16 protein-coding genes and 2 pseudogenes are annotated in these 24127 nt (G+C 60.6%); 6 read left to right on the top strand and 12 right to left on the bottom strand.

From position 1 onward, the window contains the following. Nucleotides 1-69: 69 nt before the first annotated feature. Nucleotides 70-837: pseudogene (locus tag JBE38_RS27935) on the bottom strand (PAS domain-containing protein); the annotation flags it as partial. 185 nt (nucleotides 838-1022) lie between these two features. On the opposite strand from JBE38_RS27935, the gene JBE38_RS05660 reads away from it, so the two are divergent. After that, on the top strand, nucleotides 1023-1403 hold the full coding sequence (locus JBE38_RS05660) for a RidA family protein (RefSeq protein WP_205343799.1): 381 nt from the start codon (nucleotides 1023-1025) through the stop codon (nucleotides 1401-1403). Nucleotides 1404-1883: 480 nt separating this feature from the next. Beyond that, a complete protein-coding gene (locus JBE38_RS05655; RefSeq protein WP_205343798.1) occupies nucleotides 1884-3872 on the top strand; it encodes a peptidase U32 family protein in 1989 nt (662 codons plus the stop codon). Nucleotides 3873-3935: 63 nt separating this feature from the next. Here the strand turns inward: JBE38_RS05655 and JBE38_RS27630 are convergent, their stop codons facing one another. Together JBE38_RS27630 and JBE38_RS05645 are read right to left on the bottom strand one after the other, a co-directional pair. Continuing rightward, entirely contained in the window at nucleotides 3936-6242 is a 2307-nt protein-coding gene (locus JBE38_RS27630; RefSeq protein WP_240202425.1) for a hypothetical protein, read from the bottom strand. A gap of 113 nt (nucleotides 6243-6355) precedes the next feature. Further along, a complete protein-coding gene (locus JBE38_RS05645; RefSeq protein ID WP_090371117.1) occupies nucleotides 6356-7258 on the bottom strand; it encodes a DMT family transporter in 903 nt (300 codons plus the stop codon). Between the two features lie 109 nt (nucleotides 7259-7367). Here JBE38_RS05645 and JBE38_RS05640 point away from each other — a divergent pair, with 109 nt between their 5' ends. Beyond that, nucleotides 7368-7808 carry an Lrp/AsnC family transcriptional regulator gene (locus JBE38_RS05640; protein ID WP_060753081.1) on the top strand — a complete coding sequence of 147 codons (441 nt, stop codon included), beginning with the start codon at nucleotides 7368-7370 and terminating at the stop codon, nucleotides 7806-7808. On the opposite strand, the gene xylB is transcribed toward JBE38_RS05640, so the two are convergent. The 6 genes and pseudogenes from xylB to JBE38_RS05610 all read right to left on the bottom strand — a co-directional run. After that, nucleotides 7777-9267, bottom strand: a complete 1491-nt coding sequence (gene xylB / locus JBE38_RS05635; RefSeq protein WP_205343797.1) for a xylulokinase — start codon at nucleotides 9265-9267, stop codon at nucleotides 7777-7779. The genes JBE38_RS05640 and xylB overlap by 32 nt on opposite strands. A 7-nt stretch (nucleotides 9268-9274) precedes the next feature. Next, entirely contained in the window at nucleotides 9275-10276 is a 1002-nt protein-coding gene (locus JBE38_RS05630; protein WP_205343796.1) for a substrate-binding domain-containing protein, read from the bottom strand. A gap of 24 nt (nucleotides 10277-10300) precedes the next feature. After that, nucleotides 10301-11233: an ABC transporter substrate-binding protein gene (locus tag JBE38_RS05625; RefSeq protein WP_090371123.1), complete on the bottom strand. Its 933-nt coding sequence runs from the start codon at nucleotides 11231-11233 to the stop codon at nucleotides 10301-10303. 34 nt (nucleotides 11234-11267) lie between these two features. After that, nucleotides 11268-12245, bottom strand: coding sequence for an ABC transporter permease subunit (locus JBE38_RS05620; RefSeq protein ID WP_090372408.1), 978 nt, complete (start codon nucleotides 12243-12245; stop codon nucleotides 11268-11270). After that, the gene (locus JBE38_RS05615) at nucleotides 12238-13770 is read right to left on the bottom strand and encodes a sugar ABC transporter ATP-binding protein (protein WP_205343795.1); all 1533 of its coding nucleotides are present in this window, start codon (nucleotides 13768-13770) and stop codon (nucleotides 12238-12240) included. The genes JBE38_RS05620 and JBE38_RS05615 overlap by 8 nt, the downstream gene beginning before the upstream one ends. A 189-nt stretch (nucleotides 13771-13959) precedes the next feature. Next, nucleotides 13960-15136 (bottom strand): annotated as a pseudogene (locus JBE38_RS05610) (pyridoxal phosphate-dependent aminotransferase); the annotation flags it as partial. A 267-nt stretch (nucleotides 15137-15403) separates the two neighbouring features. Between JBE38_RS05610 and JBE38_RS05605 the strand changes: the two are divergent. Continuing rightward, nucleotides 15404-20407, top strand: a complete 5004-nt coding sequence (locus JBE38_RS05605) for a glycosyltransferase (protein ID WP_205343794.1) — start codon at nucleotides 15404-15406, stop codon at nucleotides 20405-20407. An 11-nt stretch (nucleotides 20408-20418) separates the two neighbouring features. Here the strand turns inward: JBE38_RS05605 and JBE38_RS27800 are convergent, their stop codons facing one another. From JBE38_RS27800 to JBE38_RS05595, 3 genes are all read right to left on the bottom strand, one after another. Then, nucleotides 20419-20553 (bottom strand): hypothetical protein, encoded by a 135-nt coding sequence (locus JBE38_RS27800; RefSeq protein WP_269819825.1) that lies wholly within the window; start codon nucleotides 20551-20553, stop codon nucleotides 20419-20421. Between the two features lie 11 nt (nucleotides 20554-20564). Next, complete coding sequence (locus JBE38_RS05600; protein WP_199777954.1) at nucleotides 20565-20726, bottom strand: hypothetical protein; 162 nt, start codon at nucleotides 20724-20726, stop codon at nucleotides 20565-20567. Nucleotides 20727-20796: 70 nt separating this feature from the next. Then, nucleotides 20797-21342, bottom strand: coding sequence for a hypothetical protein (locus JBE38_RS05595; protein ID WP_205343793.1), 546 nt, complete (start codon nucleotides 21340-21342; stop codon nucleotides 20797-20799). A gap of 401 nt (nucleotides 21343-21743) precedes the next feature. On the opposite strand from JBE38_RS05595, the gene JBE38_RS05590 reads away from it, so the two are divergent. Next, complete coding sequence (locus tag JBE38_RS05590) at nucleotides 21744-23153, top strand: circularly permuted type 2 ATP-grasp protein (RefSeq protein ID WP_090371131.1); 1410 nt, start codon at nucleotides 21744-21746, stop codon at nucleotides 23151-23153. Nucleotides 23154-23155: 2 nt separating this feature from the next. Further along, on the top strand, nucleotides 23156-24106 hold the full coding sequence (locus JBE38_RS05585; RefSeq protein ID WP_060753090.1) for an alpha-E domain-containing protein: 951 nt from the start codon (nucleotides 23156-23158) through the stop codon (nucleotides 24104-24106). Nucleotides 24107-24127: the final 21 nt, after the last annotated feature.

Genomic DNA, 24127 nt, shown 5'->3' with positions numbered 1-24127 from the left:
CTCGGTCTCGGATGAAATATGGTAGGCCCGGGATGCCCCGCGAGAGTCTTCCTCGAACTTCTCCACGCGCTCGGTGATGTCACTGGCGAACTTGACGATTTTGATCAATTTGCCGTCGCCGTCGTACACCGGGTTGTAGCTGGCCTCCAACCACACCACACGCCCACCTCGACCGATACGCTTGAACTGCCCGGTGAAGAATTCGCCGTTGTTAAGACGGCGCCAAAAGTCGCTGTATTCACCGCTGTTGACCAGTGCCGGTTCGCAGAACATACGGTGGTGCTTGCCTTTGAGTTCCGCCAGTGAGTAACCCATGACCTGTTGGAAGTTGTCATTGGCGTCGAGCACCACACCATTCAAATCAAACTCGATCACCGCCATTGCACGGTCCAGAGCCGCCGTTTTGCTGCGGGTGGCGGCCTCCTGCTCGACTTTTTGCGTCACGTTCAGCGCGTACTTGACCACTTTCAATACTTGCCCCTGTGCATCCGGCACCGGGTTGTAACTGGCCTCCAGCCACACGGTTTTACCGTGGGAATCCAAACGCTTGAAGGTGCCCGACACAAACTTGCCGGCCTTGAGCTCATTCCAGAACGCCGCGTAGGCGGGACTGCCGGTCAATTCAGACGGGCAAAAGTCACGGTGGGACTTGCCGACCAACTGATCGGCGGTGTACCCCATGGTCTTCTGGAAGTTCTCATTGCTGCGCAATACCTTGCCGGTCAGGTCGAATTCGACCACCGCCATGGAGCGTTCGAGTGCGGCGATCAGTCCCTTGTATTGCGTAGTTTCGGCCGTCCTGGCCGCCAGTTCTGCTTTAAGCGTGTTATTGAACATGACGTACCCTCACTCGAGCGCTATTTCACTGATGCTTTAGTCTAGTATCGGCAAGAAAATCGGGACTTGAGGCACAGAAAATAATTATTAATTGACGCCAACTATTTGATTGTAAGAACCACAAAAATGACCGGCGCGGCGCTAGTGTTTAGACTGAGTGCCCTTTTCTTCGACCCGAGCCCATCATGGCCAACCACGACCTGAGCTTTACCCCCGATCCCGATGCCGATTCGATCTCTTCCGACGTCGTCGGCTTCAACGGCATCCTGGTTTCCACGCAAATTCCGACCCGCGCCGACGGCAGCCTGGAACTGGGTGATATCAGCCTGCAAAGCGAATGCACGCTGCAGGCGTTGAAAGTCGCCCTGGAAAAAGCCGGCAGCTCCATGGACCGCGTGATGCACCTGACCATTTATCTGACCGATATGGCCGACCGCGCCGCATTCAACGAGGTCTACAAACGCTTTTTCGCCAAGCCCTGGCCCGTGCGCGCTGCGGTTGGCGTTGCCGCCCTGGCCGTTGAAGGCATGCGCGTCGAAGTCACCGCGATGGCCGCCAAAGCCTGAACAGCCCCCCTCCCACAAATTGTGTGCAGGCAAGCCAATCCTCATTCCACCTGTGCCGCATGGGTGACCTGCATTGTTAAGCGCCGGCGCCCTGCACACCGCATAACCCTGTGGGAGGGGGCTTGCTCCCGATAGCGGGGCATCAGTCACAAATAAGCTGACTGACAGGCCGCCATCGGGAGCAAGCCCCCTCCCACAAATTGTGTGCAGGTAAGCCAATCCTCATTCCACCTGTGCCGCATGGGTGACCTGCATTGTTAAGCGCCGGCGCCCTGCACACCGCATAATCCTGTGGGAGGGGGCTTGCTCCCGATAGCGGGGCATCAGTCACAAATAAGCTGACTGACAGGCCGCTATCGGGAGCAAGCCCCCTCCCACAAGGATTGAGCGGTTTGCACACCGGCCCTATGGTAGGTGCCCGCCCAGCGTTTCACGGCTACAATGCGCGCCTCAACCGTGACAAGCCTGACTAAAAAAACTATGTCCTTGCCCAAGCATCACCTGGAATTGCTCAGCCCCGCCCGCGATGTCGCCATTGCGCGCGAGGCGATCCTGCATGGCGCCGATGCCGTCTATATCGGCGGCCCAAGCTTCGGCGCACGCCATAACGCCTGCAATGAAGTGAGCGATATCGCTCAACTGGTCGAATTCGCCCGGCGTTATCACGCCCGCGTGTTCACCACCATCAACACCATCCTGCATGACAACGAGCTGGAACCGGCGCGCCGGCTGATCCATCAGCTATATGACGCCGGCGTCGATGCCCTGATCGTGCAAGACCTGGGGGTGATGGAGCTGGATATTCCACCCATCGAGCTGCACGCCAGCACCCAGACCGACATCCGCACCCTGGCCCGCGCCAAGTTTCTCGACCAGGCCGGTTTCTCGCAGTTGGTATTGGCCCGTGAGCTGAACCTGCAAGAGATCCGTGCAATCGCCGACGAGACCGATGCCGCCATCGAATTCTTCATCCACGGCGCCCTGTGCGTGGCATTCTCCGGGCAGTGCAACATCTCCCACGCGCAGAATGGCCGCAGCGCCAACCGTGGCGACTGCTCCCAGGCGTGCCGCCTGCCCTACACCTTGAAAGACGATCAGGGCCGCGTCGTGGCCTTTGAAAAGCACCTGCTGTCGATGAAAGACAACAACCAGAGCGCCAACCTGCGCGCTCTGGTGGAAGCCGGCGTGCGTTCGTTTAAGATCGAAGGCCGCTACAAAGACATGGGCTATGTGAAAAACATCACCGCCTACTACCGCCAGCGCCTCGATGACATCCTCGAAGACCGCCCGGACCTGGCTCGCGCGTCCAGTGGCCGCACCGCGCATTTCTTCCTGCCCGACCCGGAAAAAACCTTCCACCGGGGCAGCACTGATTACTTCGTCAGCGATCGCAAGATCGACATCGGCGCCTTCGACACCCCGACCTTCACCGGCCTGCCGGTCGGCGTGGTGGAAAAAGCCGGAAAGCGCGACCTGCAAGTGGTGACCCATGAGCCGCTGTCCAATGGTGATGGCCTCAATGTGCTGATCAAACGCGAAGTCGTCGGTTTTCGCGCCAACATCGCCGAGCCTAAAGGCGAGTTCGAAGAAGACGGTGCCAAGCGCTACCGCTACCGCGTCGAGCCGAATGAAATGCCGGCCGGCCTGCACCAGTTGCGCCCCAACCACCCACTGAACCGCAACCTGGACCATAACTGGCAACAGGCGCTGCTCAAGACCTCGGCCGAGCGCCGTATCGGCCTGTCCTGGGTGGCACGCCTGCGTGAAGACCAGCTGCAAGTCACCGCCACCAGCGAAGAAGGCCTGAGCGCCAGCGTCACCCTGCCCGGCCCGTTTGGCGTGGCCAACAAGCCGGAACAGGCGCTGGATACCCTGCGTGACCTGCTCGGCCAACTGGGCACCACCGAGTACCACGCCACCGACATCCAACTGGATGCACCGCAAGCGTTCTTCATCCCCAACTCACAGCTCAAGGCTTTGCGCCGCGAAGTGATCGAAGCACTGACCGCCGCTCGCGTTGCCGCTCATCCACGTGGCGGGCGCAAGGCTGAAACCTCGCCGCCGCCGGTGTACCCGGAAGCGCACCTGTCGTTCCTGGCCAACGTCTACAACCAGAAGGCCCGGGATTTCTACCACCGTCACGGCGTAAAGCTGATCGACGCGGCTTTCGAAGCTCACGAAGAAACGGGCGAAGTGCCGGTGATGATCACCAAACACTGCCTGCGTTTCTCGTTCAACCTGTGCCCTAAACAGGCCAAGGGGGTGACGGGCGTGAAGACCAAGGTGGCGCCGATGCAATTGATCCATGGCGATGAAGTGCTGACGCTCAAGTTCGACTGCAAACCCTGCGAGATGCACGTGGTGGGCAAGATCAAGGGGCATATCCTCGGCCTGCCGCAGCCTGGCAGTGTGGTCGGTTACATCAGCCCGGATGACTTGCTCAAGACCATCCCGCGCGCACCGCACTGAGTCGACCCAGAGAGGTATAAACCAGGCGCTGGACGAAACCGACGCCTGGCGCCTCAGCGGCGCTCAACCGAAATAATTGGGAAACGTGTTAGGCCCCGCGTACAGGAAGTTCGCCGACGTCAGTTTGATGCCTTTGGGAAACTTCAGCTCGACGAACGGACTGCCCGCCGTGACAGGACCCAAATTCGTCGGCACCTGATCGGTGCTGAATATCACCATATAGTCACCTCGCCCCTCGTAGCGCTTGTTACCCAAAAACAACAGGGTTTCGACGTTTTCACCATTAAATTGCTGGCCCGGTGGGTTAACGTAGACCCCGCCTTTGGAGCCGGCACGCGTGGCTTCACGCGAGGCATCATTAATACTCAACTGCCGCGTAATCGCTTCTGCGCCTTCCTTATTGGTGTAATGAATGTAAACCGGCTGCCCGTTGTACGTGCCCGAATCCACTACCGACTGCCAGTTTGGATGGTTCACCAATTTCTGACTTGCCGCCGTGTTGCCGGGCGCCTGGAGGCGACCTTTCGAACTCGCATCCGTTGCCTGCGTTTTCTTTGCGCCGGGGCGTTCGCCGCCTTGAACCCCTCGCCTGGCCCAGACGCCGGTTTCATCCGGCTTGGCAATAATGCCGCTGCTCACCAGCCGGGTCGGGTCTTGAGGGTCCGGTACCCGCAGCAGATAGTGCACGTTGTCCCCGGCGTCCGGCTTGGCACCGGCAAAATATCTGGCGCCGTTGTACTGGATTTCACGCATGCCCGAGCCGGCCTTGGAGAGCGGCGTTGCGTTGAATTTGAACTGATTGACGCCCTTGGCCAGGTTCTGCGAGGTATTGGGCGCCCATTTCAATCCCTGTACACCGCCTTCCCATGCGACGCCTGGCGCACCCGGCCTGAAGGTGTAGCTGGCAAAGTGGGTTGAGGGTTTCAGAAACTTCGGAATGACCGGTTTCACCAGTCGGATGCCACTCGTTACAACTTCGGTGACGACTTTTTCGACTGGCAGCAAAAAGGACAGTATATCTATCCATATCTGCGCGAGCCCTTCTATGGGGCGCCCGGCACTGATTGCTTCGATTCCGTGCCAGAGAGGCACAAAACCTTTCAGCACTTCGCGACGTTTTTCCCTCTCTTGCTTGAATGCCTGATAGTTTTTCCGGTCATCTTTCTCGGCGTCAGTAACGCGTTCCGGGTCCTCTTGTGCGCTGTGCAGCAAGTCCAGATCGCTCAGGTAAAACAACTTCTCGCCGACTAGCGTCGATAGCTGCTTGTTGCGCTCCAGGAACAGCGCCTGCGGGTTGGACGAAGTGGTCGCACCTGCAGTCGGTGCCGGCAATTCCCCCAGGGGCTCCAGCGCGTAAAGCTGCGCTGAAAAAGACGTGTTGTCCGGCTGCACACCGGGCTTCTTATCCACTTTGGCCTGGTACTGACTGCCTTGAATATTCGGCTTTTGCCACGCCGTGAACGTCTCGGAGTAACCACCGTCGGGCAAGCGTTTTTTTCCGATCACGCTACTGCCTTGGAAGACACCGATATACTCATCCCGTTTAACCACCGTCCCCTGTTCAGGGTTGACCTCATACACGGTGGTCTTGCCCTGATGGACAGCCTTGAGCAAGAACGTGCGGCGCTCCAGCTTGCCGTCCGTTCCCGATGACCTCATTGCATACACACCGACGTCGCCCTGGGCGATAGCAATCTGGTCCGGCACGGGCAAGGTCGAGAACACCTCCTGGAGGATCGTGGCGTAGGCGGTTTTCTTGTTCGCCAGATCTGTTTTGAAGTCCTCACCGAACCGTTTGTCGTCGTAGAGCGCCACCGGGTATGTTTTGTTGTCCGGGTCGGCATGGCCCTTGATCGGGGACACCTGCTGTGTGCCGATGAAATAGTCCTTGCGCGTCGGCATGGGCGTGGAAAGACTGTTGACGGCGTCCGCTATTTCTTCGAGGTGTTTATCCAGTGCGGCAACGGCTTTTTGAATGTCCGCCTGTGAATATTCGGTTTTCCGCTCAAGGATGCCATTCGCCACCGCCCATTCCAGCGCAGGACCTACGCGTGCCGCAGCAATGAAAAGTTCCTGCTCGGGGGTCACCGCCGTGGCACTCATTTTCCCTGGCAAAGCGATCAGCTCTTGCTGGGTCATGCGCTTGGATGAGCCAGGCTCGATGCCTTCAGCCAGATTGACGCCATGCTGAAAACTCACCCAGCTGGCCGAGTTTTTGCTCAGGCCCGACGGCGCCGCCGCCAACTCACGCTTCACCGCCGCAGGGTCATCAAGCGCACGCTTGTGACGGACGTTGCCGGGTTCTGTTGCGGCTTGTACGTTCCCTGCCAGGTAGTCAGGGGTTGGAAAGGTTAAAAGAGTGGTTTTCATCGTTCGCCATCAGGGTGGGGAGTTTTCTCCAGGCGGCGGTAGGCTCGCAACCTGGTATCCGTCCACCCTGTGTGGCGCCTGCGTAGGAATCTGTTCCATCTAAGGCGCAGGGATCACGCCTTTTCAATTCGGCCAGGGGCTTTCAGGGGCCACCACCAGCCCCGCTGCAACCCTGCCGCCGCCAGCAGAATCGCCGCCACGCCCAGCCATTGCAGCCAGCCCAGGCGATGTCCGAACGCAATCCAATCCACGAAAATCGCTGCAATCGGGTAGATAAACGACAGCGCGCCGGTGATCGCCGTCGGCAGTTTCTGGATCGCGCCGTAGAGCAATACATACATCAAGCCGGTATGCACCACGCCAAGGGTGGCCAAGGCCGCCCATGCGTTGCCCGCCGCCGGCAAGCTGTTCCAGGGCACCAATGGCGCCAGCAACAAGGCACCGGTGATGACCTGGATCAAGGCCATCAAGTGCGGTGGCACGGCTTTCAGGCGTTTGATGATCAGCGCCGCCACCGCGTACAAAAACGCCGCGCCCAGGGCCAGGGCGATGCCCGTCAAGTAATCACCGCCGCCGCTCTGTTGCGCGCCATGGGCGGTGACAATCGCCAGCATGCCGAGGAACGCCACACTCAACCACGCCAGTTTCTGCACGGTGATCTTTTCCCCGAGAAACACCGCCGCCAACATCACCAGCATGAACGGCTGGACGTTGTACACCGCCGTACTGATGGCGATGGACGCGCGGGAATAGGACTCGAACAGCAGCAGCCAGTTGCCGACGATGGCCACCCCGCTGAGCATGGCCAGCCCCAGCGTGGCCCAGGTGAGCAAGTCCAGGCGCAAATAGCCCAGTAGTGCACACACCAGCAGCAGCGTCAGCCCCCCGATCACGCAACGCCAGAACACCACTTCGATGACCGACACGCCAGACACCAGCACAAACCAGCCAATGGTGCCGGAGATCAGCATGGCGGCGACCATTTCCCATGACCCGCGACGGATGGATGTATCCATGATTGAGACTCCTCAAGTGAGGCTCAATTATGGCAATCTGCTTGGCAGTGGCTCCAGCGACTAAAAAAGGCAAAAGCCCAAAATCACCTTTTCTTATTAGGCGAACCTCATGATTGACACCATCGACCAGCAACTGATCGCCGCCTTGATGGATGACTCGCGGCTGTCGCTCAAGGCTCTGGCGGGCATCACCGGGTTATCCTCGCCCAGCGTGGGCGAGCGCTTGCGCCGCCTTGAGGAGCGCGGCGTGCTGACTCACTACACGGTCGACATCGACCCCCGGCATTTCGGCTACCTGCTGCAAGCCATCGTGCGTATCCGCCCGTTACCCGGCAAATTGCAGGAAGTGGAACGTCAGATCCAGGCGATCCCGGAGTTCACCGAATGCGACAAGGTCACCGGTGATGACTGCTTTATTGCGCGCTTGCATGTACGCACCATGGAACAGCTCGACACCCTGCTCGACCGGCTCAACACCTACGCCGAAACCAATACCGCCATCGTCAAGAAAACCCCGGTCAAACGGCGCTTGCCGCCCTTGGCTGACTGACGGCGTGCAGCCCCTTGGCGGCGGCCAGCAAGCCTTGAAACTGGCGATAACGTGCGTTTAACCGCGGCTGCTGCGTGAGGTCCGGCCAGTACCGCGCCTTGACCGGCATGCCGGTTTCCAACAGCCTGTCGCCCTGCCCGATCGCCAGGAACCCCAGCTTCGCCGCACCGATACAGGCGCTTAACTCGCTGCCGCGCAGCGTGAAAACTTCCCGCTGCAGAATATTGGCCAGCAGCTGTGCCCAGTATTCACTGCGCGCCCCGCCACCGACCAAGGCAAAGCGCTCGACGTGGGCACCGGCCGATTGCACCGCGTGCCACGCATCCAGCAAACCGAAACCCACGCCCTCCAGCACCGCATAACCGAGCATGGCCGCCGTGCAATCATGGCCCAGGCCCATGAAGCCGCCGCGTAGCAGCGGGTCATTGTGGGGGGTGCGCTCGCCGGCCAGATACGGCAAGAACAGCGGCATCTCCAAGGGCACGGGCTGCTCGATCGGCCATTGCGCCTGGATCTGATCCAGCAAGGCCTGTTCGTCCGGCATGCCGGTCAGCCGCGTGACCCAGCGCAGGCAACTCGCCCCGGCCAGCATGGCCCCCATGGTGTACCAGCGGCGCGGCAATGCATGGCAGAAACTGTGCACCGCACTGCCCGGGTTACCGGCAGCGTGATCAGTGATGGCGACGACCGCCGCGCTGGTGCCCAGGGTGATGAAACCATCGCCGGCGTTGATGGCACCCATGCCCACTGCAGCCACCGGGTTGTCGCCACCGCCGCCGGCGATCACCACGCCAGGCGCCAGCCCCAGGTCGCCGGCCGTCAACACGGCACTGGCGGCACCGCCTTCGACCAGCCGGGGCAGCTGTTGCGGCACCAGGCCCGTGGCACGCACCATCGGGGTAAACCACTCACGCTGCGCCACGTCCAGCCACAGCGTACCGGCGGCATCGGACATCTCGCTGATGCGCTCGCCACTCAAGCGCAACCGCAGGTAATCCTTGGGCGACAACACGCAATCAATCGCGGCGAAGACGTCAGGCTCATGCTGTTGCAGCCACAGCAGCTTGGGCGCGGTCAGCCCGGCCATGGGCAAGCTGCCGGTCACTTCGGCAAACTCGCTGCCCAGTTGTTCGGCCTCGGCCACCGCCCGCGAGTCATCCCACAGGATGGCCGGGTACAGCACGCGGTCGTCCTTGCCCAGCAACACCGCACCGTGCATTTGCCCCGACAGGCCGATACAGGCGACACGGGCGAAGGCTTCATGGGCACGCAATTGCTCCAGCGCCTGCACGCAAGCCAGCCACCAATCCTGCGGCGCCTGTTCGGACCAGCCGTTGTGGCGCCGCGACACGCTCAATCGCACTCCGGCGTGGGCCAGCACGACGCCGTCGATGTCCATCAGGATCGCCTTGAGTTCCGAGGTGCCGAGGTCTATGCCGAGGGAAACAGGACTGCTCATACGGGGGTTATTCCAATCCAATACAGCCACATGAATGGCGAAGTCGCAGGGTGGGTGCCAGGCGCACGCTCTGGGTCGGCGCGTCGGGCCTGGCCATGCGTTGCAACAGCAGATCCACCGCCCGTGCGCCCAGGGCCTGCACCGGCTGGGCAATCAAGGTCAGGCGCGGCACAAAAAAATCCGCCCAGTCAAAATCATCGAAACCCACCAGGGCCATCTGCCCCGGCACCGCTATGTGTGCGTCACGCAACGCGTGCATGGCGCCCAGGGTCATCAGGTTATTGCCGGCCATGATCGCCGTAGGTGGCGCCGCCAGGCCGAGCAACTGCGCGGTGGCCTGGCGCGCCGGCTGCGTATTCGAGCCGCCATTGACCAGCAACTGCGGATCAAACGGCAACCCCGCCGCCTGCAACGCGGCGCGATACCCCGCCACCCGCTCATCCGTGGTACTGAAGCCCTCGCGTCCGGCAATAAAGCCGATGCGGCGATGGCCATGGGCGATCAGGTGAGCAATAAGGGCCTGGGTCGGCTGGGCGTTGTCCACCCCGACCTGGTCAAACTGCTCGCTCATCATGCGGTCCACCAGCACTGCGGGGATCTGGTTGGCCCGCAGGTAGTCCAGCGCTTTGGAGCCATTCGAGGGGGCCAGCACCATCCCGTCAACCCGCCGATGATGCAGCGCCGTGACCACGCGCAACTCTTGCTCGGGGTCATCGTGGGTATCGACGAACAACATCATGTAACCGTGCTTGGCACACTCGGTTTCGATGGCGTGCACGGTTTCGCTGAAATAGTGGTTGGACAGCGCCGAGATCGCCACGCCAATCGTGCTGGTGCTGGAGCGGGCCAGCGAGCGCGCCAGGGTGTTGGGGATATACCCCAGTTCCTCAATGGCGCGCTGTACCGCCTGCACCGTCACCGGGCTGACCTTGCGCGTGCCGTTCAATACGTGGGAGACGGTGGAGGTCGACACCCCCGCCCGGCTTGCCACGTCATCCATGGTGACCACGGCGCTTGCCCCTTGCTCAGTGGATCAATGTTTGCTCGACCAGCCGCTGTACGTAGCGACGTTGTCACGGGTGATCAGTTTCGGCGTCAGCAGGGTCACCGCTTCGGCCGGGGCCTTGTCATTGAGAATGTCGTTGCCCACATTCACCGCCGTCTGGGCCATGGCCCATGGGTCCTGGCTGGCGGACGCCTGGATCTGCGTGTCGGTCTTCAGCGCGTTCTCGATATCCGGCGCGCCGTCCACCGAGGTGATGAGCATGCCGCTGCGTTTCAGTTGCTTGGCCGCCAGGTCGCTGCCGATGGCTTGCGGGTCGTTGATCGCGAACAGTCCATCGATTTTCGGGAAGCGCGTCAGGTAACCCTGCATGACGTTCAAGCCGCCTTCGCGCGAGCCTTTACCGTCCTGGTCGTCCGAGAGCACCTTGATCCCCGGCGCTGCGGCGAATGCCGCCTTGCAGCCTTTGACGCGATCGGTCACGGCGGTGACCTGCGGGCCGTTCTGGATGATCACGTTGCCCTTGCCCGAAAGTTTGTCGACCAGGAACTGGCAGGCCAGCTTGCCGGCTTCGACGTTGTCGGTCTGCACCGTGGCATTCACGCCCTTGGCGTCCACATCCACCGCCACCACTACAATCCCCGCATCCCGGGCTTTCTTGATCGCAGAGGCCATGGCCGACGGGTCGACGGCGTTGAGCAGGATCAAATCGACCTTGGACGAAATGAAGTTATCGATCTGGGAAAATTGCTTGCTCAGGTCATAGTCGGCCGACACCGAGGTGACTTTGACGTTGGGGTTGAGCTCCTTGGCCCGGGCCGTGGCACCGTCGGCCAGGGTCACGAAATACGGGTTGCCCAATGAGCCCATGCTGATGCCCAGGGCCTTGAGTTCACGAGCATCGACGGCCTGGGACACCAGGGTAGCCAAGGCAATGACGGGAAACAGTCGTTTGAAGTTCATGCCGGTCTCTCTTGTGATTGTTGTTTGAGTGAACTCAGGTCCGCGCACCGGACTGGCGATAGCGATCCAGCGCGACCGCACCGATGATCACGATCCCCTTGATGATGTACTGCCAGATGTCCGACACCCCCAGCAGCACCAGGCCGTTGGTGAGCACCGCGATAATCAGCGCGCCGATCAGGGTGCCGCCGATGGTGCCGACACCGCCGGTGAAACTGGTGCCGCCGAGGATCACTGCGGCGATTGCATCCAGTTCATAGGACTGGCCCAGTTGCAGGCCGTTGGCGGCGAACAGGCGTGAAGCGCTCATCACCGCACCCAGCCCGGCCAATGCGCCGGACATGGCATAGACAAAGAGCAGCACCTTCCACACCTTGATCCCCGACAGCCGCGCCGCCTCGGGGTTGCCGCCCACCGAATAGATCTGCACGCCCATCACCGTGCGGCGCAGGATGAACCACGACAACGCCACCACTGCCACGGCGATCACCACCAGCCACGGCACGCCGAGGATCGAGTCATTGCCGATAAATGCGAAGGGCAGGTCCGGGTTGAACACGGTCTTGTCGTCCGCCAGCAAACGCGCCAGGCCACGCATGGCGGTGAGCGCGCCCAGGGTGACGATAAACGGCGGCAGGCGCATGAAGGCGATCAACCCACCATTGACCAGGCCCAGCAACAACCCGAAGCCGATGCCGGCGGCGATCCCGAACATGCCGAACTGCGGCGACATCGATGCCTGCAAGGCGACCACGGCGGACGCCGCGAGAATCGCACCGACCGACAGGTCGATCCCCGCCGTGAGAATCACAAAGGTCATGCCCGCCGCCAGCACCACGTTGACCGAAGCCTGTTGGGTGATGATCGACAGGTTCTGCACGGTGAGGAAGTTTTCACTGGCCAGGGCAAAGCCCACCAGCAGCAGGACCAGCACCGGCAGCATGCCCACGGTGCGCATCAGCTCACGCACGCGTTCGGTTTTATGGGGTGTTGTCATCGTCAATTCAGCCATGGGCAGCCACCTGATCGCCACCAGTGGCGAGGTCAATAATACGTTCCTGGGAAATGGCATGGCCGGAAGCCCCGCCGACTTCGGCGACCAACTCGCCTTCGCGCATGATCAGCACACGGTCGCAGGTGCCGATGATTTCCGGCAGCTCGCTGGAAATCACCACGATGCCCACGCCCGCCTGCGCCAGTTGATTGATGATGCGGTAGATCTCCGACTTGGAGCCGATGTCCACGCCCCGCGTCGGTTCATCGAGGATCAGCACGTGCGGCTTGACCTCCAGCAACCGCGCCAGGAGCACCTTTTGCTGGTTGCCGCCGGACAACGCGCCGACATTGACCTTGCCCGACGCCACACGAATCGACAGCGACTTGATCGCAGCGGCAGCGCGTTGTGCCGCATGGCCACGATCCAGCACGCCACCGGCATGGGCATCCGGGACACAGGCGCAGACATTGATGTTGTCGGCCACGCTCATGTCCAGGAACAGCCCTTGGGCCTTGCGGTCTTCGGTGAGGTACACCACGCCGGCACGGATCGCGTCGGCCGGGGTGCGCAGTTGGGTGACGGTCTTGCCGACCACTTCCAGGCTGCCGCTGGTGCGCGGGTCGGCGCCGAAAATCAGGCGCGCCAGCTCGGTACGCCCGGCCCCGACCAAGCCGGCAATGCCCAGCACTTCGCCAGCATGCAAATCAAAGCTGCAGCGGCGCACCCGCTTGCCATCCGCCATATCGCGCACGCGCATCACCACGTTGCCCGGGTTATACGCCGCGTGTTCCTTCTTGTAGAACCCCGAGAGGTCGCGGCCCACCATCATTTTTACCAGCACCTCGGCGGACAGCGCTTCACGGGTCAATTCGCCGATGTATTGGCCGTCGCGCAGTACCGAGACCCGGTCGGATAACTCATAGATCTCGGCCATGCGGTGACTGATATAGATGATCGCCAGGCCCTGGCTGCGCAGCTGTTTGATCAGGGCAAACAGGCGGTCGGTTTCGCGGGAAGACAACGGCGTGGTCGGTTCGTCCATCACCAGGATCCGCGCGTGCGCATGCAAGGCGCGGGCGATTTCCACCAGTTGACGCTCGGCAATCGACAGGCTGCTCACGAGGGTATTGGGCTTGAACTCGGCGCCCAACCGTTGCAACACCTCGACGCAGCCGGCCTGCATGCCTTTGCGGTCGATGGTCCAGCCGCGCCGGCGTTCGCGCCCCAGATAGATGTTCTCAGCCACGCTCAGGTTCGGGCACAGGCTCAGTTCCTGATAAATCACGGCGATGCCGAGGGTCTTGGCAGTGGCGGGGTCGAAGGAGGCAACGGGCTGGCCGTCAATGCGGATTTCACCGCCGGGATCGGCCTGGTAAGCGCCGGAAAGAATCTTCATCAGGGTCGACTTGCCGGCGCCGTTCTCACCCATCAGGGCATGAATTTCACCGGGATAGACCTTCAGGCCGACGTTCTTGAGCACCCGCAAACCATTGAAGGATTTGCTGATGCCCTGCATCTCAAGCAAGGGATCAAGGCTCATGGCTGAGCTCCTGGATTTATTATTTTTGTTGTCGAATGCTGCCGACTCTAGATCAGATACATTTCCTTACGCAAGCGCTTGCGTGTGCCGTTTATCGTTTGGTTAAACGTTTCAGTCAAAGCAAAAAAGCGGAATCTGCGGGTTACTAGCTATTTGATGCTGCATGACGACCCAGGCTGCAGTCACCGCGCTCATCGGCCAACTTGGCCACAAAGCCTGCGATACGCTGGCACGCCTGGGCCAGGCGTACTTCGCCAAGGGTGAACGACAAGCGCACAAAACCCTGGGCGGGCTCCCCAAAGGCCGCCGCATCGAGGACCGACACGCCGGCTTCGCGAAACAGTCGCCAGGCGAAGTCCAGGGAACTGAGGCCGGTCCCCCGTATGTCCACCAGCACAAACATACCGGCTTGGGGTGCCTGCACCTGGATGCCAGGGCAGAGACTCAGCGCGGCCACCACCAAATCACGTCGGCGTCGGTAGATCTCGCGCATGCCTTGGGTCACGTCATCATGGGCCAGCACCGCCGCCGTCGCGGCTTCCATCACAAACCCCGGCACACCGTAAAGCATGCTCAGCACCAGGGTTTGTGCGTGCACCACCATCTGCGGCGCGGCGATGATCCAGCCGATGCGCCAACCGGTCATGGCGTGGGACTTGGACAAACTGCCAATCACGATGCAGCGTTCGGCCATACCCGGCAACGCGGCCAGGCTGTGGTACTGGCCGTCGAACACCAGGCTTTCATACACCTCGTCGACCACCACCCACAGGTCATGGGCCACGGCCAGGTCGGCGATGGCTTGCAGCTCCCGAGGGTCAAGTACCACGCCGGTGGGGTTGTTCGGGTTGGAGAAGAAGATCGCTCGGGTACGCGGGGTGATCGCTGCGGCGAGCGCCTGCGCGTCCAGGCGAAAGCCGGACTCCGGCAAGCACGGCACACGTACCAGGGTCGCGCCGCTGGCGTTGAGCGTGGCTTCGTAGGTGACGTACATCGGGTCGAGCACCAGCACTTCATCCCCGGCCTGCAACAGGCACAGGGAGCTGATGAACAATGCATTTTGTGCGCCGGGCACAATGATGACGTTTTCGGCGCCTACGGCGCGCCCCAGGCTGTTGCTGTAGCGCGCCGCCACCGCGTCGCGCAGGGTCTGGCGGCCGGGGATCTCGGTGTAGTGGGTATCGCCCTCGCGCAGGGCGCCGACGGCGGCATCGGTAATGAAGGACGGCGTGGCGAAATCGGGGTCGCCGACGCTGAGGATAATGATGTCCTCGCCCTGGCTGGCGGCGTGAAACGCGGCGTGGTGTATGTCCCAGGCAGCGACGCCCTGCCCTGTAATTCGTTCAACGAAGGGGGAAAACCGCATGCCGGAGCCTCTCGTTCAAAAAGAAATAAGCGCGGGTCCGTCCAAGTGCGAACGGATGGATGCGCTCAACATAGTTCAAACTCCGTAGCCGTCCAATCAATCAAGGCGGCTCGACACCAAAGCCTTTGGCGCAAAGAGTGGAAACACAAGGCACAGGACCTGCCGGCAGAAGCGAGGAATCAAAACGGGGCGCATGGCGACACAAGGACAATGCCACGGGACTTAGTGAGCCCGGGCGTAATCCACACCCTGTAGGTGACCAACCTCATGAACACTGTTTCGCTCTCCCATGCCACGCAACATCGTCCTCCCCCCGCCCCGACAACCGCCAACCCGCCGCAGCTTTCCGGGCAAGCGCGTGAGTTTCCCGCCCCCTCGGCACCGGCTGAAGGTTCACGCCCCGAGGGTGATCGTGAGCTTGCAACAACGGAGTATCACAGCGCGTTGCTCCTGGCGGCCAACCGTGAACGAAACATCACTATTGGCCAGCTTCCTCCCTCCTCCACCTTCGGTCAGTGGTGGACACAGTTGCATAACGCCTTTCAGTCCCCCGACGTGCTGCAGTGGATCCGAGACCAAGGGATCGACACGGCATCGATCAAGCTCAACGCCACCTCGGGCCAGATCAGCTTTACGCTCACGCGGGCGCGTGATCCCGAACAAAAACTCCATACGGTCGGGCAAGACGACCCGCACTGGGCGGCTATCAGCGGCCCGGTTCTGAATGCCGCCAGGGTTATTGCCGCAGGCCATGCCGATACCTGGTTCAAGCCGCCGGTCAGTGTTCCAGATGAACCGGTTGCCTGGTGGTTGATCGGCCGGTTTTACAACGAGCGGCAGGACCTCACCGGGCCGGCGATGCGTGAGCGTGCGGCAGAAATCGATCGAAACCAGGGGTTCACCCCGCTCGATCCAGGCACGTCGAAACACTTGATCGAATCGCGCAGCGAGGAAGCACTCCAGAACCAGAAAGCGTTTACAGGCGATATCCACAACCGACATCAGGCTGCCGGCGAACTCAGACACCTGGCGGCATCCGTGGAAAATGGCGTCGAATACGTTGGGCAGATTACGCATGAACTGAAGGCCAGGACACTCAACCTGTCGTCTGACAGCAGCTACCGTCCCTCAAGCGGCGGCCAGTCCCCGACCGTCTCGCTTTTACAATACCTCACGGACCACGGGTTGCACTTGCCAACCCGTCACGAAGAGCTGGTCAACCTCGCAACCGCCCTCTCCACTCCCACACCCAAGGCGGCTGTGCAGGGGAACCTCAGCGGTGCGCTGAGGTGGCTTGACCAGGAGAGCCTGCAACAGCTCAAGGCGGATATTCAGGGCGGCACGTTCGGCAACATTAAGCTGAGCCCGTTCAAAACTGTCTTGGACTACCTGCTGGACAATCGGTCGATCTCTCCCGCCGAGCTCGACAACCCGCGCCTGATGATTGAAGCCTTGATCAGCTCCCCCAGGGGCCAGGCCCTGGGTGACGCCATTCAAGCAGTCTTTGCCGCGCGCGGCGTCAAAGGCCCCGGCACCGATTGGCTGCTGGCGGCGCTGCATCTGGAGATTGATAGCGACGCAGCACAGGGCTTGAAGATTGGCGGCTATCACTTGGTTTCGCCTGAGAATGTGGGCAAGACGGCTGCCACGGTTTTCAAGGAACTGGTCGAGCATCTGGTTGCACGCGGGCAGGCTTCGTCGCCTGAAAAGGCGCTGATCCAGGCGCACCTGGTGTTGGCCAGGCTGGCACCGGAGTTCCGGGTCAAGGGTATCCCGGACACGATCGTCCCAGGCACTCACAGCTGGGTCAGCTTCGCCACCCTGGTCGCCCGTATTGAAGCGAAATCGCCGGGTGCCACGGCAACGATGAACTATGCGCAAATCATGCTGGAAGGTAGCACCGCACCGGTCACCGATGAGGACAGCGCAAGTGAATATGCCGCCCAGGCCAAAGCACTCAAGGAGTGGGCTGTCGCCAACGGTCAGGCATATCCCTCGACCGAAGCGGCCATGGTTGAAGTGCGCAAGGCGTTCACCGCCCAGATCAACGAGTTGAAGGAGGCGGCGCAAACAGACATAAGGGAACTCCCGACCACTCGGGCCATTGCACTGGAACAGCTGAAAAAGGCCCTGCCGCACATCGACCCGAAATGGTTCGACGAAAAATGCATCACCGTACAGCCCTCACATAAACGCTTTCCAGAACGCTACTCGATACTGGACAGTTACATCGACGGACGCCCTCTGTTCTGGACACCCAACCGTGCCAACTTCTGGAAGGAAGAGGCACGTAACTTCACCAACCTGTTCAGGTCCGAGGAAAACCAGGAGCAGCCTGATCAAACGCCCGCCGCCTGGGTCTCTTCATCCAGCGCGTTCAACTTCGATGAGGTTCGCGAAAAGCTGAAAAGCCTGCCACGCCCAAAAGACCTGTTCGCGCAACAATTCACCGACTTTTCCGATGCGCTGAAAAAAACCACGGCGGCGCAGTACAAATTGCTGCTGGCCAGACAACCGCTGGAAGACCGTCAGCATCTGCAGTTCGGCCAATTGACGGTCCGCAAGGAAGTCAGCTACCACCGGGCGGACCACCCCGTACGAGTGGCCGATGGCGTGCTGTTGGTAGAAACCGAATACAACGGCAAGGTCATCCACTATGCGATTGATCGAAACAAGGGCACCATCACTCGCCGGCCTGGGCAGACCTATGATGAATACCCGCCGACCAACGGCACCATCCCCCAACCCGGCAAGCGGTACGACGTGATCAAACCTGCGGGTAACTACCCGGCAGACGTTACGGATGAGAAAAAAGATGCCCGAGGCGCGCCTGACAGTTTCAGCAGTGCCCGGACCCGGTACATCGTCGATGCGGTACTCGACGACATGCGCCTGCCCGAGGTCGAGCGTTATGCCAAAGGTGCCACGACCTTCGACACTCAGGTACCGCTGCACGAGAGGATTGAACAAATTGTCGTCGGCCTGATTCCATTCAAATCAGGCATCGAGAACATCATCAACGGCAGGATCAAGGAAGGCATTGTTGAAGTTGTTGTCGACCTGTTCGGTTTTGCAATCGGCATTGGTGGCGCACTCAAAGGTGCGAAAGGCGTTGTCGCAGGCGCGTCAGCCCTTTCAAGGGTGGGCCATGCAGGCAAAATCATTGGCCGGGCAGCGGTGGGCGCGCTGAACCCCTTGAGCGGTGTCGATGACCTGGCGCTGGGTGTCCTGCAGGCAGGCAAGAAGGCAGTCATAACGGCAGCCGGCGCCACCTACCGCGGGATTCAACATCTACGTGGCCAGCGTAGTGTCAACCTGCTTGAGCTGGCCAAAAAGCCGGACATCGCCGAAGGCACCTACAGGGCACTCAATCACACGGTGGAAAGCCAAGCCCTGGCCAAATTCGATGAGGCATCAGGTCGCTGGTACGCCTTTGACCCGCATACCCAGCAAGCCTTCGGCAAACCGCTGGATAACTTCCGGGTGGCTCCTGCTGGCGCCAATACCGCCGACAGCTTGCACGCGATCGGCAGCGCTGATGCCGTCAAGGCCGCCAGTCAGCAATACGGCCTGGCGGCAAGCGGACGGTTAAAGGCTGGACAACAGACGGTGGAAGACATCGCGGTCATGGTTCAAGGTAACTGGCACCGATACGATGCGTTCAAGAAACAACCCTTCGGGCCACCTTTGAAAGACTTCACCCCTCACCGAATCGCGGCTGGCGGCGAGGTCCGGCCCCTGGACCCGGACCTCCTGGGTTATGAAGCCAAGTACATCGCGGCTGACGAGCTCTCGGCCAAGGGCTTGCAAGGCAATGTCTATGTGGGCCGTGGCCGGAATGAATACGTGAAGATCGACGGGGTGCTTTACAAGTCCAAGCTTAAAGATGGACAACGCGTCATCCAGCATCCCCAGGGCACGGGGCCGGACATTGCGGTCAGGGATCTGGGGGCCTCAGGATGGGAACCTGCCGCCAGAACTGCGCGTTTGCTGGGCGGCAAGAGTGACGCACCCTTGCGTTGGAAATTGGGCGACAGCACCTATGTCGTGCCCATGGACGACATTAAAGTCGTGGAAAACTCAACCACTCCGTTCACGCTCAACTACAAGGGCGTCGAACATAACGTCATCTTCGACAGTTCGGCGGGAGCCTGGAAAGAAAGCAATCTGTCCACCGGTATCGATCCGCTCAACCCTGCCTATTTCTGGCGAAGCGCCAAGGGCAAGTGGCAACGCGGGTCGTTCAACGAATTCATAAAAGCCAGAAAGGCAGATGCGCATACCTACTCGTTCGTTGATGTCATGCCGCCTTCGGCCGTGAAAATCCCCAACGATGTGAAGCCGATCCCCAGAAACCTTCACTATTTCTGGGCGGGTCAAGAGCTCCCGTCCAAGCTGATGGATACCCTGCTCAACAACGCCGCCCAGGCTCCCGGTTACAAGTCCATCCTGCATGTGGATGCTGACACTCCAGCCATTTTTAACCAGATAAAGCGCAGCCTGGAAAGCAAGGCTCCCGGCCTGGAAGTCAGGAACCTTCGCGAGGATGACGTCTTCAAACAGCTGAAAGGCGATGGGATGTATGACTACTTTCGACAGGGACAAGGGAAAAACCTGGCCGCCGCTTCAGACGTTGCCCGGTACCCTATCCTCAACAAGTATGGTGGGTTCTATCTGGATACCGATGATGTGATCCAGGCAAAGGTCGGGGCTGACGGGTTAAATGCCGGTGCGAGTGATGTGCTGCTCAACAAACCGGTTGCCCATAGCCTCACCGGCTATAAGCCGTTCTACAACACCAGCAATTTCGGCACACAAGCAGGCAACCCGGTCATCACCGCAGTCATTGATGAAATGAAAACCAGCTTTGCGGCCAACAAACCCTACTTTGCGGCGAACCGGCCTACGGTGGGCCGTGGGCCTGACGGCCGCGTGCAATACACCCCTGAATTCAATCTCTATGAGGGCAAGATTTTTGAGACTGTGGGGCCAACGCTGTTCAACAAGGTGCTCAAGTCGCAACGGCCAGACATGTACGACTTGGGCTTTGACGGCATTACCAAGGAGTCGCGGCTGGTCAATGGAAAGCTCGAATCACACGGCCCGATAGTCAACATTGAAAACGATGTTCGTCAGTACTACACGCGTCGCGGCATCGTTCCCCCGCAAACGCTGGACAAACAGCTGGACAACCTCAAGCAGCATTACTATCCGCTTCACTACAAGTTCCAGGTCAGGATTGGCGCTGAACACTCCTGGATCAACGCCTGACCTGAAGAGGCTCAATCCTGGGGCTCTGCATTGCCGGCCTGCGGCGCTTCATCCAACGGTTTGAGCGGTACTTGTGCATCATCCATCAACGACCCCGGGTCTTCATTGCCGGGGTCGTTGAGTTCTTCATCAGGCTCTTTTGACATGACCGTTCCCTCTAACCGCCTTGGGTATCGATATCGGCATCGGTTTCAGGCTTGGGCTCGCGCTCGGGCTTGAAGTCTGGACTGTAGTCGTTTTCCTTGGCCTTGGGGTCTTTGGCCGGCGTCGGGTCCTTGGGGGCATCCGCACCGGTGGCAGGTTGTGGGTGTGGGTTCATGGGGCACCTCTTGGAAAATATCGGCCGGGTAGAGTTAAGGTCACGCTTCCGGCGCTGAAGTTCAATGGATTCAAGACACCGGGTTATCCACCTGGATGTAGAACGCATAGGCGCCCAGCACTACCCAGAACACCATGAACAACCAGGGCGCACGCATCGAAAACAACAGCGACTTGCGATAGCCCTTGTGCGATGACTCCGTTTCGCAGAACAGCGGCGAGTCGTCATACGCCAGCCCCATCACCGGCTCGCTGCGCAGCAGTTCGCTCTGCTTGTAGTGCCAATGGTCGATGATTTCGTAGGCGGCGCGGATACCCGGCCAGGCGTTCAACGAACTGAGGATGCCCAGGGCTGCGAGGAATACCGGCACCACCAACGTGAAGAATTTGCCCCACTCGGGATTGAGATTGCCCATGCCCGAGACGAACGCAATCACCAGAAATGACTGCGCGGAGAGGTAAGCATCGGTGCGGTTGGCCAGGATGCTGGTTTCGTATTGGATCTCTCGGCGATAGAAATCCAGGCGGTCCTTGGGCGAGCCAAAGATCTTGGCGTTGTGTTCGCTGTGATCGGTCAGGGCCGCTTCGGGAGTATCCGGCGAGATGATTCTGGGCACGGCGGTGCTCCATTAAGGTGTCGAGTGTCGTTAGAAGAATCACGGCAAGGTGAAGTTCAAACATTGTCACGCACCCATTTGGCGCACCGCCTGCCCCTGTAGTGAGCGAGCTTGCTCGCGCTGGAGTGCGCAGCGCTCCCGTTTTTGTTGGGGCCGCTGCGCAGCCCAGCGCGAGCAAGCTCGCTCACTACAGGTGGTTTAGGCACAAGCTTTGCTTAACCCTTTCATCACCCACTACCGCGCTCACCTGCAGGAGCTTTCGTTACCCCCCGACCCAGAGCCGACCCCATAAGAAAGTAAGGACCCGGTCCGCTGGCACTGTGCGCCACGGCCTTATAAAAAATGCGTTTTTTGAAGCGGCAGTGCCATCAATCTGCACTCGGCACTGACAAGGTACTGGAATGGCTCGATCTTTCTTTGATGAAATGAATGACGCAAACGGCGTGTGCCGTGCGCACTATCAGGACTTCTCACGCTGGCTGGCCAACACGCCGCCGGAACTGCTGGCCCAGAGGCGTCGCGAAGCTGACCTGTTGTTCCATCGCGCCGGGATCACCTTCACCCTCTATGGCGACGAGCAAGGTACCGAACGCCTGATCCCCTTTGACATCATCCCGCGCAGCATCCCCGCCAGTGAATGGAGCGTGATCGAACGCGGCTGCATTCAGCGGGTCAACGCCCTCAACCTGTTTCTTGCCGATATCTACCACGACCAGCGCATCATCAAGGCCGGCATCATCCCGGCGGACCAGGTGCTGGGCAACGAGGGGTATCAGAAGTCGATGGTCGGCCTGGACCTGCACCGCGGCCTCTACTCGCACATTTCGGGTGTGGACCTGGTCCGCGACGGCGATGGCACCTACTACGTGCTCGAAGACAACCTGCGCACGCCCAGCGGCGTGAGCTACATGCTCGAAGACCGCAAGATGATGATGCGCCTGTTCCCGGAAGTCTTCGCCAAGCAGCGCATTGCACCGGTGGACCACTACCCCAACCTGCTGCTCAAGACCCTGAAAAGCTCCAGCCGCCTGGACAACCCCAATGTGGTGGTACTGACGCCCGGGCGCTTCAACAGCGCATTCTTCGAACACGCGTTCCTTGCCCGGGAAATGGGCGTGGAACTGGTCGAAGGCGCCGATCTGTTCGTGCACGACCTCAAGGTGTTCATGCGCACCACCGACGGCCCCAAGGCCGTGGATGTGATTTACCGGCGTATCGACGATGCGTTCCTCGACCCACAGGCATTCAATCCGGAGTCCATGCTGGGCGTACCTGGCCTGGTCGCTGCGTACTGCGCGGGCAACGTGGTGCTGGCCAATGCGATTGGCACCGGGGTGGCCGATGACAAGTCGATCTACCCCTATGTGCCGGACATGATCCGCTTCTACCTGAGCGAAGAACCGATCCTGCAAAACGTGCCGACCTTCCAGTGCCGCAAGCCGGATGAACTGTCCCATGTGCTGGCTAACCTGGGCGAGTTGGTGGTCAAGGAAACCCAGGGCTCCGGCGGCTACGGCATGCTGGTGGGCCCGGCCTCGACGGCCGCCGAGATCGAAGATTTCCGCCAACGCATCAAGGCCCGCCCCCACGCCTACATCGCCCAGCCCACCTTGAGCCTGTCGACCTGCCCCACCTTTGTCGAAAACGGTATCGCGCCTCGGCATATCGACCTGCGACCGTTTGTGTTGTCAGGCAAGGAAACCCGCCTGGTGCCCGGCGGCCTGACCCGCGTGGCGTTGAAGGAAGGTTCGCTGATCGTCAACTCGTCGCAAGGCGGCGGAACCAAAGACACCTGGGTGGTGGAGGACTGAGTATGTTGAGTAGAACCGCCGCAGATCTGTACTGGATGTCCCGCTACCTGGAACGTGCCGAGAACCTGGCGCGCATGCTGGAAGTCAGTTACTCGCTGTCGTTGATGCCCCAGGCCGGGCGCAGCGATGGCCTGGACGAACTGGCGATGTCGTTGCTCAGCAGCGGCACCCTGGACAGCTACCTCGAACGCCATAAGCACCTGGACGCCGAGCGCATGTTGCATTTCTTTGCCCTCGACGCGGAAAACCCCGCCAGTATCTACAACTGCCTGCGCGCCGCCCGAGGCAATGCCCATGCGGTACGCGGGCGCATCACCGCCGACATGTGGGAAAACCTCAACGCCACCTGGCTGGAAATGCGCAGCATCGCCGCCGGTGGCCTGGCACGCCACGGCATCAGCCACTTCTGCGACTGGGTCAAGCAGCGCTCGCACCTGTTCCGAGGCGCGACCTCGGGCACCATCATGCGCAATGATGCCTATCGGTTTATCCGCCTGGGCACCTTTGTCGAGCGCGCAGACAACACCTTGCGCCTGCTGGATGCGCGCTACGAGATGTTTGGCGAAGAGTCGGAAGAAGTCAGCGACCTGTCGGCACGCGGTTATTACCAGTGGAGCGCGCTGCTGCGCGCGTTGTCGTCGTTCGAGGCGTACACCGAGTTGTACCCGAATGCGCTGAACGCACGCTCGGTGTCGCAGTTGCTGCTATTGCGCAGCGATGTACCGCGTTCGTTGCATGCGTGCATCGAGGAACTGAGCCATATCCTGGCGGACCTACCCGGCAGTTACGGGCGCTCGGCGCAGCGCCTGGCGGCGGAGTTCGAGGCGCGACTGCGCTATACCGGCATCGATGAAATCCTTGAAGACGGCTTGCATAGCCGGCTGACCGAGTTCATCGACACCGTGCGCGAGTTGGCGCGGGCGATTCATAGCTCTTACCTGGAAGTCGTCTGAGGCGCGGCCACGCGTGTGGTC

The organism is Pseudomonas sp. ICBG1301 (assembly GCF_016918385.1).
Lineage (GTDB): Bacteria > Pseudomonadota > Gammaproteobacteria > Pseudomonadales > Pseudomonadaceae > Aquipseudomonas > Aquipseudomonas palleroniana.
Note: the sequence above shows the minus strand (reverse complement) of the source record. Positions and strands in the feature narration are given on the sequence as shown.